Raw genomic sequence first — 13,313 nt, forward strand, 5'->3', positions numbered from 1 at the left:
ACGATGAAAGATGACTAATGAGCGTGACCTGATTGCCGACCTGACGCTGGCGGTCATCGACCTGGCAGGAGCGTTGGCGCAGATAGCGGAAACCATGCCTGCGCATACCAAGGCGCAGATCAACGATTCGCTGAACGTAGCGGTGACCAAGCTGGAGCAGGTGGTGATTGCCATCAACGTGGCCGGCGGCGAAGAAGGTGAAGCGGATGCTGCGACCCCGGCGGACGCAGCCTGCGTAGTGCCTAGCTGAAACTAGCGTGTTCCAGCAGATGGCGGACGATGATCCGGTGAAACGGCAGAATCGTCGTCAGGTAGGCGCGTCCCAGCAGATTGTTGGTCTTGACCAAGGTGCAAACGGTCACTAGCGTGGCAGCGCCGCCCGCCGCAAGGACCGTCACGCTGATCCTGAAATCCAGATGCTTGTCGTTGAATCCCAGCACCACTTCCCGCGGGGATTGCGCAACGATAGGAAAACCGCCCACTTTGCCCTGCGGCGAACGCGGATCGTCCATAGCCATCTCAACCGTCTTTAGCTGAAACAGCCTGACCACCCGGTTGCGCGCCGCCATCAGTTGCTTTATCCAGCCTGGCGGATGCTTGAGAATGGCGTCCGCCGCCTGCCGTGCCTCCAGGCCGGGAACGTCGGCCCGGACCTGGTAGGCGTCGACAAAGTCATGGCCGGGCAGGAGCGAATCGCAGCCGGGGTCAGGTGCAACGGCAAGCGCAGTGCCGTTCATTTTTTGCGGTTCCGGTTTTGTTCGTACTCGGCCGCCGCGCTTTCAAAGCGCTCGCGGGTGGTTTCTTCGTCGCGGCTGCCGAAGGCGTAGTTCGCCTCCAGCCACATGACGTTGATGATGCCGAAGGCCAGTGCCAGGCCAACCCCTAGTATCCATGCGAAATACCACATAATTTTCTCCTATTTTTACAGTGCGGCTTACCGGCTTAATAAGCGGTGTGTTTGTTATCTTCGATGTGCTGCAAGGTGACCTTGCCGCGCATGACCCGGTAAACCCAGGTGGTGTAGAGCATGATGATAGGCAGCATGATGACCACTACCCAGAACATGATGCCGAGCGTCTTGTGGCTCGATACCGCGTCCCAGATCGTCAGGCTGCTGTTCGGGTCCAGCGAAGACGGCATGATGAACGGGAACAATGACGCACCTGCAGTCAGTATGATCGCCGTGACGCAGAAGCCGCTCGACAGGAACGCTGCCATGGCTTTGTTGGCGGCGCTGAACAGCACGCATAGCAAGGCGCCGGCGACGGCGATGATCGGCAAGGCCCAGATTGCGGGCCAACGCGCGTAGTTGTCGAACCATGCGCCGTTGATGGTGGTCACTGTCTTGACGATCGGCATGAAGGCGCTATTTGCATCCGGCATACCGGTGATGCGATAACCATGGATGCCGAGCGCTACCCAGAAACCGCCGGCAACGAACAGCACTATCGTCGCCAGCCCCGCAACCTTGGCGACGCTGCGCGCCCGTTGCGCAATCAAGGCGTCGGTCTTGACCTGCAGGTAAGCCGCGCCGTGCATCAGCAGCATGGCCACGCTCAGCAAGCCGGCCAGCAAGCCGAACGGGTTCAGCAGCTGGAAGAAGTTGCCGGTGTATTCGACCCGCATGGTGTCGTCGTAGTGGAACGGTACGCCGAGGAACAGGTTGCCGAACGCCACGCCGAAAATCAACGGTGGCACGAAGCCGCCGGCGAACAGTCCCCAATCCCAGGCATTGCGCCAACGCGTGTCGGCTACCTTGCTGCGGTAGTCGAAGCCGACCGGGCGGAAGAATAGCGAGAATAACAAGAGCATCAAGGCGACATAGAATCCCGAGAACGCTGCGCCGTACACCAGCGGCCAGGCCGCGAAAATCGCACCACCGGCGGTGATGAACCAGGTCTGGTTGCCTTCCCAGGTGCTGCCGATCGAGTTGATCACGACCCGCCGTTCGGCGTCGGTCTTGCCGATGAAAGGCAGCATCATGCCGACGCCGAAATCGAAGCCGTCGGTCAGGGCGAAGCCGATCAGCAATACACCGACAAAGCCCCACCAGATGATCTTTAAGGTTTCATAATCAAACATTGTCGCTCCCTTTATGCTTTGATAGTGGCGTCGTTAGCGACGGCCGATTGCTCCAGCCGTTCCCAGTGGTACTTGCCGGTATGCAGGCTGCTCGGGCCGCGGCGGGCGTACTTCACCATCAGTATCATTTCAATGATGAACAGGAAGGTATAGAAGCCGAGGAAGCCGGCCAGGCTGAAGTACAAGCTGCCAGGTTGCAGGGTCGAAGCCGACAGGTGGGTCGGCAATACGCCCGAGATGGTCCATGGCTGGCGGCCGTATTCAGCCAGCAGCCAGCCCAGTTCGATAGCGACCCAGGGCAGGGGAATGCTGTACACCGCCAGGCGCAGCAGCCAGCGCTGCTTGGCCAGTTGCTTGCGGATCAGGAAGTAGAACGAGCAAGAGAAGATGAACAGGAACAGCATGCCCAGTCCGACCATCAGCCGGAACGACCAGAACATCGGCGCGATTTTCGGGAAGGTGTCGTTGACCGCCATGGCGATCTGTTCAGGTGTGGCATCGACGACGTTGGGCGTGTACTTCTTCAGTAGCAAGCCATAGCCGAGATCGTCTTTCAGCTTGTCGAAACCGGCAACCGCTTCGGACGACTTGTCGCCGGACTTGAGGCGGGTCAGGGCAGCATAGGCCAGCATGCCGTTGCGGATGCGTACCTCATGCTCTGTCTTCAGGTCCTTGATGCCGGTGATCTGCTTGTCTGTGGAGCGGGTGCCGATCAAGCCCAGCACATAAGGAATCTTGATGGCGTAGTCGGTGCGCTGCTCTTTCTCGTTCGGCCAGCCGACAACGGTGATGCCGGCCGGCGCCGGCTCGGTATGCCATTCGGCTTCCATCGCCGCCAGTTTGACCTTGTTGACTTCGCCAGCGGTATAACCGGATTCATCGCCGAGTACGATCACCGACAGGGTCGAAGCCAGTCCGAAGCCGGCAGCGATGGCGAACGAGCGCAGGGCGAACGCGGTGTCGCGTCCTCGCAGCAGATAAAAGGCGGAGATGCCAAGTACGAACATGGATGCGGCCACATATCCGGCCGACAGCGTGTGCACGAACTTGACCTGGGCTACCGGATTGAAGATGACGTCGGCGATGCTGGTCAGTTCCATGCGCATGGTTTCATAGTTGAACTCGGCGCCGACCGGATTGTTCATCCAGCCGTTGGCGATCAGGATCCATAGCGCCGACAGGCTGGAGCCTAGCGCCACCAGGAAAGTGATCAGCAAATGCTGGACCCGCGACAGGCGGTCCCAACCGAAGAAGAACAAGCCGACGAAGGTTGATTCAAGGAAGAACGCCATCATCCCCTCGATCGCCAGCGGCGTGCCGAAGATGTCGCCGACATAGTGCGAGTAGTAGGACCAGTTGGTGCCGAACTGGAATTCCAGGGTGATGCCGGTAGCGATCCCCATGGCGAAATTGATGCCGAACAGCTTGCCCCAGAAACGTGTCATGTCCTTGTAGATCGGGCTGCCGGTCATCACGTAGACCGACTCCATGATCACCAGGATCCATGCCAGCCCCAATGTGAGCGGTACGAATAGAAAATGGAACATCGCGGTCGCCGCGAACTGCAGGCGAGAGAGGGCGACGACTTCATCAATAGGAATCATTGGCGGGTCTCCGAAGGGGAAAGGTGGGAAGGGATCGCGGCAGGCGGAGCGCTGAGGAAGTGTTGCTCCACCAGCTCAGTAGGCATGCGCATTTTTTTTGTTTGCGGTTCAGAGAAGAAGGCCTTCCAGAGCACGGTCAGCAGTGCAATCTTGACCGCCAGGATCAGGATGATCTCGACTGCCAGCGGCAAGCGCGTAAAACGTTTGGTTAAGGCGAAAGACATAGGGCGTCTACTCCTTCAGCTTTGCGTTCTGGTGCACATCTGGGTGATCGCTGCTGCTCTTGGTCTTGCTGCCTGAGCCAGGCATGCGGAATTTGTCGCGTACATCCAGCAGCTTCTTGACCTTGGAGCCCATCTTCATCAGCGAAGCCAGGGTTTCCGGGGAGAGGCGCTGTACATCGTCAAACCAGGAGCTGGATAATTCGATCAGATTGTACATTTCCCGCATCCGCTGCTGTGCCTGCACGTCGGTTTCGTTTGCAGGATTTTCCAGCAGCGCATCGCGCAACATCGACAAGGTCGGCTCAATTTCACGACGCCGGCGTTCTTCCAGCAACGTCTTGAAAATGTCCCAGATATCTTTCGGCGGTTCGAAATACTCGCGGCGATCGCCGGGGTGATGCAACAGCTTGACCAGGCGCCAGGATTGCAGTTCTTTGAGACCCATGCTGACATTAGAGCGCGAGAACGTCAGGTACTCGGCAATCTGGTCTGCGTTCAGCGGTTGCCCAAGGACGTAAAGTAACGCATAAATCTGGCCAACGGTGCGATTGATGCCCCAGCGGCTGCCCATTTCACCGAAGTGCGAGATGAAGCGCTGGGTCAGCGGCGTCAGGGGAGTGAGCGGGGCGCTTGCCCCTGCTGTGTTGCCGGGAGGGATGGTATGCATGATATTTTGAATTTTCAGTAATTACTGAAATATAAGATAAAGCAGGAATATATGCAAGCAAAATGCTGTGCCGCATCATGGCGAAAGCAACCGTAAAGTGACGCCGAAGTGGGTCAGTTTTAAACGCAAATCAACACTGCCATAACCAGCTCCTGTGGAAGATCCTCCGAGGAGTGTCGGTGCACAGCACGAAGAGAACGCCATTGAGGACACGCTCGTCCTCCAGCCGAGGACAAGCGCTTCACGCGACCGGTGAGTCTTAGGCAGCAAGGGTTCCATACCCTTGAACAGGGATAAGCGGAGTTCTTGATGTCGGGCCATAGAACATCACATGGCTATTACCGACCGGACCTCAAGGAATTTTGTTAGCAGCTCTTAAATGGAGCTGCCTTCTCGAAAGCCAGGACGACTCAGTGAATCCTGCGGGACAGGGGTTTTTGCAACTGACTGCACACACTATTATGAATATAACTAATGATTTTATGAGATCAATTCATTTTTATTCATCAATGGCTCAGCATAGAATTCGCCTTCGTTATCGACAATATAAAAACTACTGAGTAAAAAAAACAGAAAAGAAAATTGGGAAGTACTGAAAAAGCAAGAAATAAACGCAGGTTTTATCTTAGAAATTAGGCTGGCAGATCACCATGAGTAAAGAATTTACATTTGCTATTAAGAGCATTTGTTTCGATGAAGACTATCTCCCTGCAGACAATACGCGTGTCACGACCAACTTTGCTAATTTAGCCAGAGGAAAGAGTCGCCAGGAGAATTTACGCAACACCTTGAGGATGATTGACAATCGTTTCAATGCCTTGGCGCATTGGGATAACCCCAAAGGCGACCGTTATACTGTCAAACTTGAAATCATTTCCGTTGAAATGAATATTGATGGTGAAAGCAGTGGTAATGCGCTCCCTCTGATTGAAATATTGAAAACGAATATTGTTGATCAAAAAACTAACGAACGCATCGAGGGCATTGTAGGGAATAATTTTTCCTCTTACGTGCGAGATTATGACTTTAGTGTGCGATTGCTGGAACACGGTAAGAATCAGTCTGAATTCAGCACTCCAGATAATTTTGGAGATCTGCATGGAAAGCTATTTAAGTGCTTCGTGAATTCAAACACTTACAAAGATCATTTCAATAAACCGCCCGTTATATGCCTAAGTGTTTCGAGTAGTAAGACCTATCAGCGGACTGAAAATCAGCATCCTGTATTGGGTGTCGAATACCAGCAAGATGAATATTCCTTGACTGACGAATATTTCAAAAAAATGGGGTTGAAGGTTCGCTATTTCATGCCTCCGAATAGCGTTGCGCCTTTGGCTTTTTATTTTGCCGGCGATTTGCTTGGTGATTACACCAATCTTGAACTTATCAGCACCATCAGCACGATGGATACCTTCCAAAAAATTTACCGACCTGAGATTTACAACGCGAATTCTGCAGCCGGAAAATCCTATCAACCAAGTTTGAAGCACCAGGATTTTTCATTAACTCGAATTGTTTATGATCGAGAAGAACGTAGCCGGCTGGCTATTGAGCAGGGAAGGTTTGTTGAGGAGCACTTTATCAAGCCATACCAATCTATTCTTGAGCAGTGGTCCGCTAACTACGCTCTTTGACTAATCAAAAACACCAGGTCGTCTATTGTGAAAAAATTGTTACCCACTTCAACTGCTGGCAGCTTACCTAAACCCTCTTGGCTTGCACAACCCGAGACGCTTTGGTCACCTTGGAAATTGCAAGATGAGGGATTGATTGAGGGCAAACAAGATGCTTTACGTTTGTCACTGCAAGAACAACAACACGCAGGTATTGATATCGTCAGTGATGGTGAACAAACGCGCCAGCATTTTGTAACTACGTTTATTGAGCACCTCAGCGGCGTTGATTTTGAGAGGCGTGAGACCGTTAGAATTCGTGATCGCTATGATGCGAGCGTACCGACGGTCGTTGGTGCTGTTTCTCGACAAAAGCCAGTTTTTGTTGAAGATGCCAAGTTCTTACGTCAGCAAACCAAACAACCCATCAAATGGGCTCTGCCAGGTCCCATGACGATGATCGATACGCTTTATGACAGCCATTATAAAAGTCGCGAAAAACTGGCTTGGGAATTTGCCAAAATTCTCAATCAAGAAGCCAGAGAATTAGAGGCTGCTGGTGTCGATATCATTCAATTTGATGAGCCCGCATTTAATGTGTTCTTTGATGAGGTGAATGATTGGGGGGTTGCCACATTAGAAAAGGCAATTGAAGGGCTCAATTGTGAAACTGCTGTACATATTTGCTATGGCTATGGCATCAAAGCCAATACAGATTGGAAAAAGACTCTGGGCTCAGAGTGGCGGCAATATGAAGAAGCTTTTCCCAAGCTGCAAAAATCCGGTATCGATATAGTCTCACTGGAGTGTCACAACTCTCGCGTTCCAATGGATCTCATTGAACTCATTCGAGGTAAAAAAGTGATGGTAGGGGCCATTGATGTGGCAACCGATACCATTGAAACACCAGAGGAAGTAGCCAATACCTTACGAAAAGCACTTCAGTTTGTAGATGCTGACAAGCTCTATCCTTCCACCAACTGTGGCATGGCTCCCTTATCTCGTCGAGTAGCAAGAGGCAAGCTAAATGCTTTAAGTGCAGGCGCAGAAATCGTCCGAAGAGAACTCTCGAACTAGTTCTGAGCTAATGTCGGAAGTGGTGTACGGGGGATTGACGTGGTAGATGGAAAGCGGTGGAGGTTTTGAGGAAATTCTTAAAAATACTCCCCGAATCTGTTGAAATACGCCGCCCAGGTTGCCAGAGTATCCGGATGAAGCAAAGACCTTTATCGACGCCGAGTACGCAGGCAAGCGTAAGCAGACCCCCTAAGGAATTGTTCCTGATCGAAATGGATCAGGTGGTGCCGTGGAAGGGTTTGCTTGCTCTGATCGAGCCGTATACCTAAAGGGCAAGGGGGCGGCCAGTGTATCCAATGATGGCGATGCTGCGCGTGCATCTGATGCAGAACTAGTTCCGCTACAGCGATCCCGCCATGGAAGAGGCGCTGTACGAGACCACGATCCTGCGTCAATTCTCCGGGTTGAGCCTGGAGCACATTCCTGGCGAAACCATCATCCTCAACTTCCGTCGGTTGCCGGAGAGGTACGAGCTGTCGGCAGGGTCGGTTTTGATCGATGGCCCGCTTACAAAATTGGCAAAGGCTGAAGTCAGCCAAAATTACCGGGCTACTTCAGGCTTTCCTTAACACTTTCGAACTGCACCCAGTATTTAGTACCTACTATGTCACTTTCTAGTACTGCTATCGAGCCATTGAGCCTTCGCGAAGCGCTCGGGCACTACGCATCCGGTATCACGGTGATTACATCACACATCGATGGCGAGCCAATTGGCTTCACTTGCCAGTCGTTCTATAGCGTGTCGATGAGCCCGCCGCTGGTGTCATTCAGCGTAATGTCCAGTTCGGCCAGCTATCCCAAAATCCGTCAGGCAGGTCGATTCGCAGTCAATATCCTGTCAGATGAGCAAGTCAAGATTTCCAACCAATTCGCTCGGCGAGGTACGGACAAGTGGCACGGAGTCGACTGGCAGGAATCGCCGCTGGGTAATCCGATCATTGACGGCAGCCTGCACTGGCTTGATTGCGAAATTTACGCCGAATACGCCGCAGGTGATCACCTGATCGTGATTGGTGAAGTGAAAGCGTTAAACCTACAAGAAGCTGCTGCTACGCAGCCATTGCTGTATTACAAAGGACAATATTGCAACATCGCCGCGCATAGCGCAGTTTGAGCGTTTACCTCCGCTGCTCTCTTTTACGCTTCAATCAATCGAGAGCCTTACCATCTTTGTGAATACTTTTGGCACCGGAGCCGAAGCGGCACTACATAAATCCACCAAATGGTGGGACGGGGTGGTGATCACCCTTAGTATTCCAGTGGCCTTAATTATCGGTCCGGGCTATTCGGCGGGGGCCATTGGTGCCTGGCCAGCTATCATTCTCTGGAGGGGGGCGATTCAACACCCTGGCGTCGAATCTTCTGGCTCGAACCATTCAGGCCAGGAGCTGCGGTGCCTGCTGCCTGCTTCGATGCAAGGAATCAACGTCTGCGCCAGCACAGGTAACTGATTGGCAGATTTGGCAATCCGGTATTTGACACTGTGCACGCACTCCCGGTCGGAAAATTCGCATCGATTGAGCCGGGTACCGCCGCAGGGGCCGTTCGCCAGGCCTTTGGGGCATGTCTCGGGACATACGTAGAGGGTGTCCTGCAAGCGGCAGCGGCCGCAGGTATCACAGCCGACCAGCGGCCGTTTGACCGTCCGTTCGACAGCATGTAACGCATTCGCAGCCACCCCGACCTTCCAGATCGGCCGCGTCACGCTCCAGCCAAAGGCTCTGCTGAGCCATCCCGTGCGACTGAAGAGCTGGCCATGTACCGTAGAGAGCAGCGTGTATCGCAGGCGCTCCCGGCGAGTGGCGGTGACATCGGATTGCCCCATTTCCCAGGCGCCGGTTTCGGGGGCGAAGCATACCTGGGGCGCCCCAGGCATCCGCCAACTTGCATGCCATCGTTCGACCCAATCGGTCAGTGAGGTGATGCTGTTGTCCTGCTGCTCGGTGATCGCCTGCTCCAACGACAGCAGTTCGTCCAGCGTATGCACTCCGGACACATGAGCACCGGCATAGCCCATCAATTGCAGGCCCACTATCTGCAGCGCCAGGCGCTCGAGGCTTCGTGCGCTGGCATAGGCCAGCGATACCTGCTGCTCCCTGCCTAACAGCTCGCGCATGGATTCGGTGATGACGATGCCGGGCACGGCCTGCAGAACGGCCGCGCGCTTGTCGGTCAGGTTCATCACACAGGCCAGCATGGGTTTCATGCGTTCCTGAGCGCGCATCCAGGTCTGGGCTTCAATATGCTTGGCGGCGTCGAAACCCAGTTGCAGGGTAAAGAAATCAGCGCCAGCCAGAAGCTTTTTCTGCGCCTTCAGATACTGTGCGCCGCCTTCTTCTTCGCGATATTTGAACGGGTTCAACGCAGCGCCCAACAGCCAGTCCGGGCAGTGCTCACGGGCAATTTGCAGCGCGGGTACCGACTCCAGATAGTGCACTGGCGCCTGATCAGGATGGTGGCCTGGCAAGCGATCACCACTGAGCAGCAACAATTGCTCCAGACCACGGGCCTTCATCGACTCAATCTGAAACAGCAAGTCTGCACGCTCGCGATCCTTGCCTGAAAAGTGTAGCAAGGATGAGGCAGGATCTGCCAATGCCCCAGCGCCCTCCAAGGGGCTCAAGTCCGAATGCAAGCCGACGCGATCGGCGAAGGCTGGCAGTAATGGCCAGCCTGCCAGGTGCCCGCGTTGCACGATTTTCTCAAGCGCGGCCAAGCGCGAAGGGGACTGTTGAGGAACGACCTCTAGCACGTAGACGAAGCGTCCTTCGTTCAGCGCCTGTTTTAATTTACTCAAGACAGCTCGATACCTTGTAAATCAGAGGGGCGTCGTTGCCGCGGCCTCTTGGCGATAGTGCCGAGCAACGACGGCGATGATAGCCGGCAGCAGGCTGGCGGCATAGAAGAGGAACAATTGCGCGGACGCCCAACTTGCGTCCAGCAGCCAGCCGGCAACGGTTGGCGACAGCATAGCGCCCACACACTCGACACCCAGCACAAGCCCGACTCCACTGGTTCGCGCGACGACAGGATAGCTTTGAGATACCAACGTGTACAGGCTAGCCATCGTCCCATTGAGCAGCATACCGATGGCAAAGCCGATGGCCAGCGCCAATGTCTGGGGAGCAGGGGCATCAGCAATGTCGTCAGCGACAGGAAGCCGATCAACAGGCGTGCTCCATTGAACCGACTGGCTCCCAGCTGCGGCCTGCATCCACCTCAGCGCGTGGGCTAGCAGCACGTGCTCTGTTTGCGCCGGTGGTACGCATCCTGACGCATCAGCGTGTCCGTGCTGCGCTCATACACATAGGTATGCCCTTCGATAGTTACGCGCCCATAGCGACGTGCAATGCTGTAGCGGGTACTTTTGACCTGCTGAATCATTTCCGGACGCTGCGCGGATGGTAAATCCATTTCGACTATTCAGACGTTTCCTGAGGGCATGGCCGAAACTCAGTCCTCGGCTGCGGCATCTTCGTCGCCGTAAAACTTCACACCCAACTGGATGCGTTCACGACCGCCCTCCAGACGGTGCCGATTAGTGTCACGCAAAGAGTAGACGCAACCGCAATACTCCTGCTGATAGAAGTTCTCGCGCTTGCTGATCTCGATCATGCGAGCTGAACCACCGCCTTTGCGCCAGTTGTATTCCCAGTACAGCATGTCCGGATAGTGCGAGGCCGCGCGCACCCCGCAATCGTTGATCTGCTGCATGTCTTTCCAACGCGAGATGCCCAGCGAGCTGGTGATGACGGGGAAACCATGTTCATACGCATACAGTGCGGTGCGCTCGAAACGCATATCGAAGCACATGGTGCAACGAATACCGCGCTCCGGTTCGTTTTCCATTCCCTTGGCGCGTTCAAACCAATTGTCGCGATCGTAGTCGGCGTCGATGAAGGGAATACCGAATTTCTCTGCAAAGCGAATGTTCTCCTGCTTGCGAAGTTCGTATTCCTTCAGCGGATGGATGTTGGGATTGTAAAAAAAGATCGTGAAGTCGATGCCGGAGGCCTGTATGGCTTCCATCACCTCGCCCGAGCACGGCGCGCAGCAGGAATGCAGCAGCACTTTCTTGTGCTCACCAGGCAAGGCCAGCGGCTTGCGTTCAGTTGTGGATGCCATGAGAAGTCTCCATGAAGTACGCCCGCGCTCGCCGGACTGGGTAACCCAGTATTGTCGCCCCGGTTTGGCTTCATGAAAATGGATATGTTTTCATGGTTTTATGAGTAATATTCATAGAGCTTGCCGCCAGGACGGATCAAGCGACGACGGGCCTCTTCGCCTGCTCGATGAAAGCCCGCAGATAATCGACGCCCACATCTGCCTCGCGTGCGCCCAGGTAGATGTTCTTGGCAATGCCGTTCTTGCCGAGCCGTACCGGAACCACATCCATCGTGCCAGCGTATTCCTGCACCAGCCAGCGCGGCAGCGCTGCCACGCCGCGCCCGCTGGCGACCATCTGCAACATGATGTCGGTGGTCTCGATGGCTTTATGGCGCTTGGGCGTGATGCCGGCCGGCGTGAGAAACATGGTGTAGATGTCAAGGCGATCGACCGGCACTGGGTAAGTCACCAGTATCTCGTTGGTCAACTGTTTGGGCTTGACGTACTCCTCCTTGGCGAGCTTGTGGCTGCCGGCTACGACCAACACTTGCTCGTAGTCGAACACCGGCTCGAACACCAGGCCGGGCTTGTCCAGCGGATCGGGCGTGACCAGCAAATCGATTTCATAGCCGAACAAGGCACCGATGCCGCCAAACTGGAATTTCTGCTTCACGTCCACGTCCACATCTGGCCACGCCGCCAGGTAAGGCGACACCACCTTTAGCAACCACTGGTAACAAGGGTGGCACTCCATGCCAATGCGCAGCGCGCCACGCTCGCCCTGGGCGAACTGGTGCAGCCGTTCTTCCGCTAATGCCAGCTGCGGTAACACCCGGTTGGCCACGGCCAGCAGATATTGCCCGGCCTGGGTCAGACGCAGGCTGCGGCCTTCGCGCAGCCAGATGTCGGTGCCCAGCTGCTGCTCCAGCTTCTTCATGCTGTGGCTTAAAGCCGACTGCGTCACATGGAGCACGCCGGCGGCTGCAGTCAGCGAACCTTGCTTTTCCACCTCTTGCACGATGGATAAATGGATGCGATCAATCATGATCAATGAGTTAAATTCATAATTTGTTGATATAAAACTATTTTACTTCATAATACTGCGCACTTGCGATCCGCCAATTCAAGGATTTTTCGGGAGAGAACCATGGTCGCCATCCATAACCTCAGCTTGCCCGCCTCCTGCATCAGGCCGGTGGCGCCGCGTACGAACTCGACACGGTCGTAGATGGCCATGTTGTTGCGCGACAGTGCATCCAGCGGATGGCTTTCGGCGACGCTGGACGCTATGCCGTCGCACTGCAGGTTGGTGAGCCGTGCAGGTTCGTCGCGACACTGCGCTACGACTATTGAACGTGCCGCAGTTCTGTCTAACATCGGATGCTTAAGTATGAAGGGCGGCTCTTGGCGGACAGACGCCTACCGCCAACTGTCTCAAATTTTTAATACGCATATACGTGGGTCAGGTGGGTCAGTTTTCGGCGTAAATCAATACTGTCGCTGCATAGAATAACAAGGCTCACCGGTTTAGCGCGCCACGATTTCGCGATACAGCACCGTGACCGGAATCCACTTGGGCCGGGCCGCCGCCTGTCGCTTGCGCAGATAATCCCTGTGCGTATCAAGTTTGCAAGCACCTTTCACATTGCGTTCGTATTTCGGTACTTCCTCTAGTGCCAGATGCCGCCGCACCGTGTTCACCGTGCGGCCAGCTTCCACCGCGATCTGCAGCATGCTCAATCCATGCTTCTTCAATAATTGAATTTCCACATACACCTCTTTGGGTATCAAGGACGTTACGAAAAGCAGCCTTCTTCTCAAATTGGTGTGTCAACTTTCAATCGCTGCGCTGTATCAGTTTTTTGCATCCGCTGCTGACACCTGTAAAGGTTTACAGGTTGTTTTCCACTTGGATGAAAAATACTATCTCCCGGCCAAG

Annotated in this window: 17 protein-coding genes and 1 pseudogene; 5 read left to right on the forward strand and 13 right to left on the reverse strand. The window is 54.6% G+C overall.

From position 1 onward, the window contains the following. The first annotated feature begins 10 nt into the window (after positions 1-10). Positions 11-250, forward strand: a complete 240-nt coding sequence (locus LT85_RS09205; protein WP_038487742.1) for a hypothetical protein — start codon at positions 11-13, stop codon at positions 248-250. Here the strand turns inward: LT85_RS09205 and LT85_RS09210 are convergent. The 6 genes from LT85_RS09210 to LT85_RS09235 are packed head-to-tail and all read right to left on the reverse strand — an operon-like array spanning position 243 to position 4,577. Further along, on the reverse strand, positions 243-737 hold the full coding sequence (locus LT85_RS09210) for a DUF2867 domain-containing protein (RefSeq protein ID WP_038487745.1): 495 nt from the start codon (positions 735-737) through the stop codon (positions 243-245). The genes LT85_RS09205 and LT85_RS09210 overlap by 8 nt on opposite strands. Then, positions 734-907 carry a cytochrome bd-I oxidase subunit CydX gene (cydX, locus tag LT85_RS25860; protein WP_038487748.1) on the reverse strand — a complete coding sequence of 58 codons (174 nt, stop codon included), beginning with the start codon at positions 905-907 and terminating at the stop codon, positions 734-736. The genes LT85_RS09210 and cydX overlap by 4 nt, the downstream gene beginning before the upstream one ends. Before the next feature lie 35 nt (positions 908-942). Then, complete coding sequence (cydB, locus tag LT85_RS09220) at positions 943-2,082, reverse strand: cytochrome d ubiquinol oxidase subunit II (protein ID WP_038487751.1); 1,140 nt, start codon at positions 2,080-2,082, stop codon at positions 943-945. Between the two features lie 11 nt (positions 2,083-2,093). Next, the gene (locus tag LT85_RS09225; RefSeq protein WP_038487754.1) at positions 2,094-3,686 is read right to left on the reverse strand and encodes a cytochrome ubiquinol oxidase subunit I; all 1,593 of its coding nucleotides are present in this window, start codon (positions 3,684-3,686) and stop codon (positions 2,094-2,096) included. Beyond that, positions 3,683-3,910 carry a cytochrome oxidase putative small subunit CydP gene (gene cydP / locus LT85_RS09230; RefSeq protein WP_038487756.1) on the reverse strand — a complete coding sequence of 76 codons (228 nt, stop codon included), beginning with the start codon at positions 3,908-3,910 and terminating at the stop codon, positions 3,683-3,685. Before cydP ends, LT85_RS09225 begins: the two co-directional genes overlap by 4 nt. A 7-nt stretch (positions 3,911-3,917) precedes the next feature. Further along, complete coding sequence (locus LT85_RS09235; protein ID WP_052134952.1) at positions 3,918-4,577, reverse strand: GbsR/MarR family transcriptional regulator; 660 nt, start codon at positions 4,575-4,577, stop codon at positions 3,918-3,920. Positions 4,578-5,227: 650 nt separating this feature from the next. Here LT85_RS09235 and LT85_RS09240 point away from each other — a divergent pair. From LT85_RS09240 to LT85_RS09255, 4 genes and pseudogenes are all read left to right on the forward strand, one after another. Then, a complete protein-coding gene (locus LT85_RS09240) occupies positions 5,228-6,211 on the forward strand; it encodes a DUF1852 domain-containing protein (protein ID WP_038487759.1) in 984 nt (327 codons plus the stop codon). Positions 6,212-6,238: 27 nt separating this feature from the next. After that, the gene (locus tag LT85_RS09245) at positions 6,239-7,267 is read left to right on the forward strand and encodes a methionine synthase (protein WP_172656964.1); all 1,029 of its coding nucleotides are present in this window, start codon (positions 6,239-6,241) and stop codon (positions 7,265-7,267) included. 118 nt (positions 7,268-7,385) lie between these two features. Then, a pseudogene (locus LT85_RS09250) lies at positions 7,386-7,752 on the forward strand (transposase); the annotation flags it as partial. A gap of 119 nt (positions 7,753-7,871) precedes the next feature. After that, positions 7,872-8,381 carry a flavin reductase family protein gene (locus LT85_RS09255; RefSeq protein ID WP_038487764.1) on the forward strand — a complete coding sequence of 170 codons (510 nt, stop codon included), beginning with the start codon at positions 7,872-7,874 and terminating at the stop codon, positions 8,379-8,381. Between the two features lie 225 nt (positions 8,382-8,606). Here LT85_RS09255 and LT85_RS09260 read toward each other — a convergent pair whose 3' ends face one another. The 7 genes from LT85_RS09260 to LT85_RS09290 form a co-directional block, all read right to left on the reverse strand. Beyond that, a complete protein-coding gene (locus LT85_RS09260; protein WP_038487767.1) occupies positions 8,607-10,064 on the reverse strand; it encodes a methylenetetrahydrofolate reductase C-terminal domain-containing protein in 1,458 nt (485 codons plus the stop codon). 21 nt (positions 10,065-10,085) lie between these two features. Continuing rightward, a complete protein-coding gene (locus LT85_RS09265; protein WP_038487770.1) occupies positions 10,086-10,508 on the reverse strand; it encodes a hypothetical protein in 423 nt (140 codons plus the stop codon). After that, positions 10,499-10,681, reverse strand: coding sequence for a hypothetical protein (locus LT85_RS09270; protein ID WP_038487772.1), 183 nt, complete (start codon positions 10,679-10,681; stop codon positions 10,499-10,501). Before LT85_RS09270 ends, LT85_RS09265 begins: the two co-directional genes overlap by 10 nt. Positions 10,682-10,720: 39 nt before the next feature. Then, entirely contained in the window at positions 10,721-11,392 is a 672-nt protein-coding gene (locus tag LT85_RS09275) for an epoxyqueuosine reductase QueH (protein WP_038487777.1), read from the reverse strand. A gap of 136 nt (positions 11,393-11,528) precedes the next feature. Further along, positions 11,529-12,419, reverse strand: coding sequence for a LysR family transcriptional regulator (locus LT85_RS09280; protein WP_038495640.1), 891 nt, complete (start codon positions 12,417-12,419; stop codon positions 11,529-11,531). A 47-nt stretch (positions 12,420-12,466) separates the two neighbouring features. After that, complete coding sequence (locus LT85_RS09285) at positions 12,467-12,751, reverse strand: hypothetical protein (protein ID WP_038487780.1); 285 nt, start codon at positions 12,749-12,751, stop codon at positions 12,467-12,469. Positions 12,752-12,901: 150 nt separating this feature from the next. Continuing rightward, positions 12,902-13,144 (reverse strand): hypothetical protein, encoded by a 243-nt coding sequence (locus LT85_RS09290; protein ID WP_216595054.1) that lies wholly within the window; start codon positions 13,142-13,144, stop codon positions 12,902-12,904. Positions 13,145-13,313 lie beyond the last annotated feature (169 nt).

The sequence above is a fragment of the Collimonas arenae genome, assembly GCF_000786695.1.
Classification (GTDB): Bacteria; Pseudomonadota; Gammaproteobacteria; order Burkholderiales; family Burkholderiaceae_D; genus Collimonas; species Collimonas arenae_A.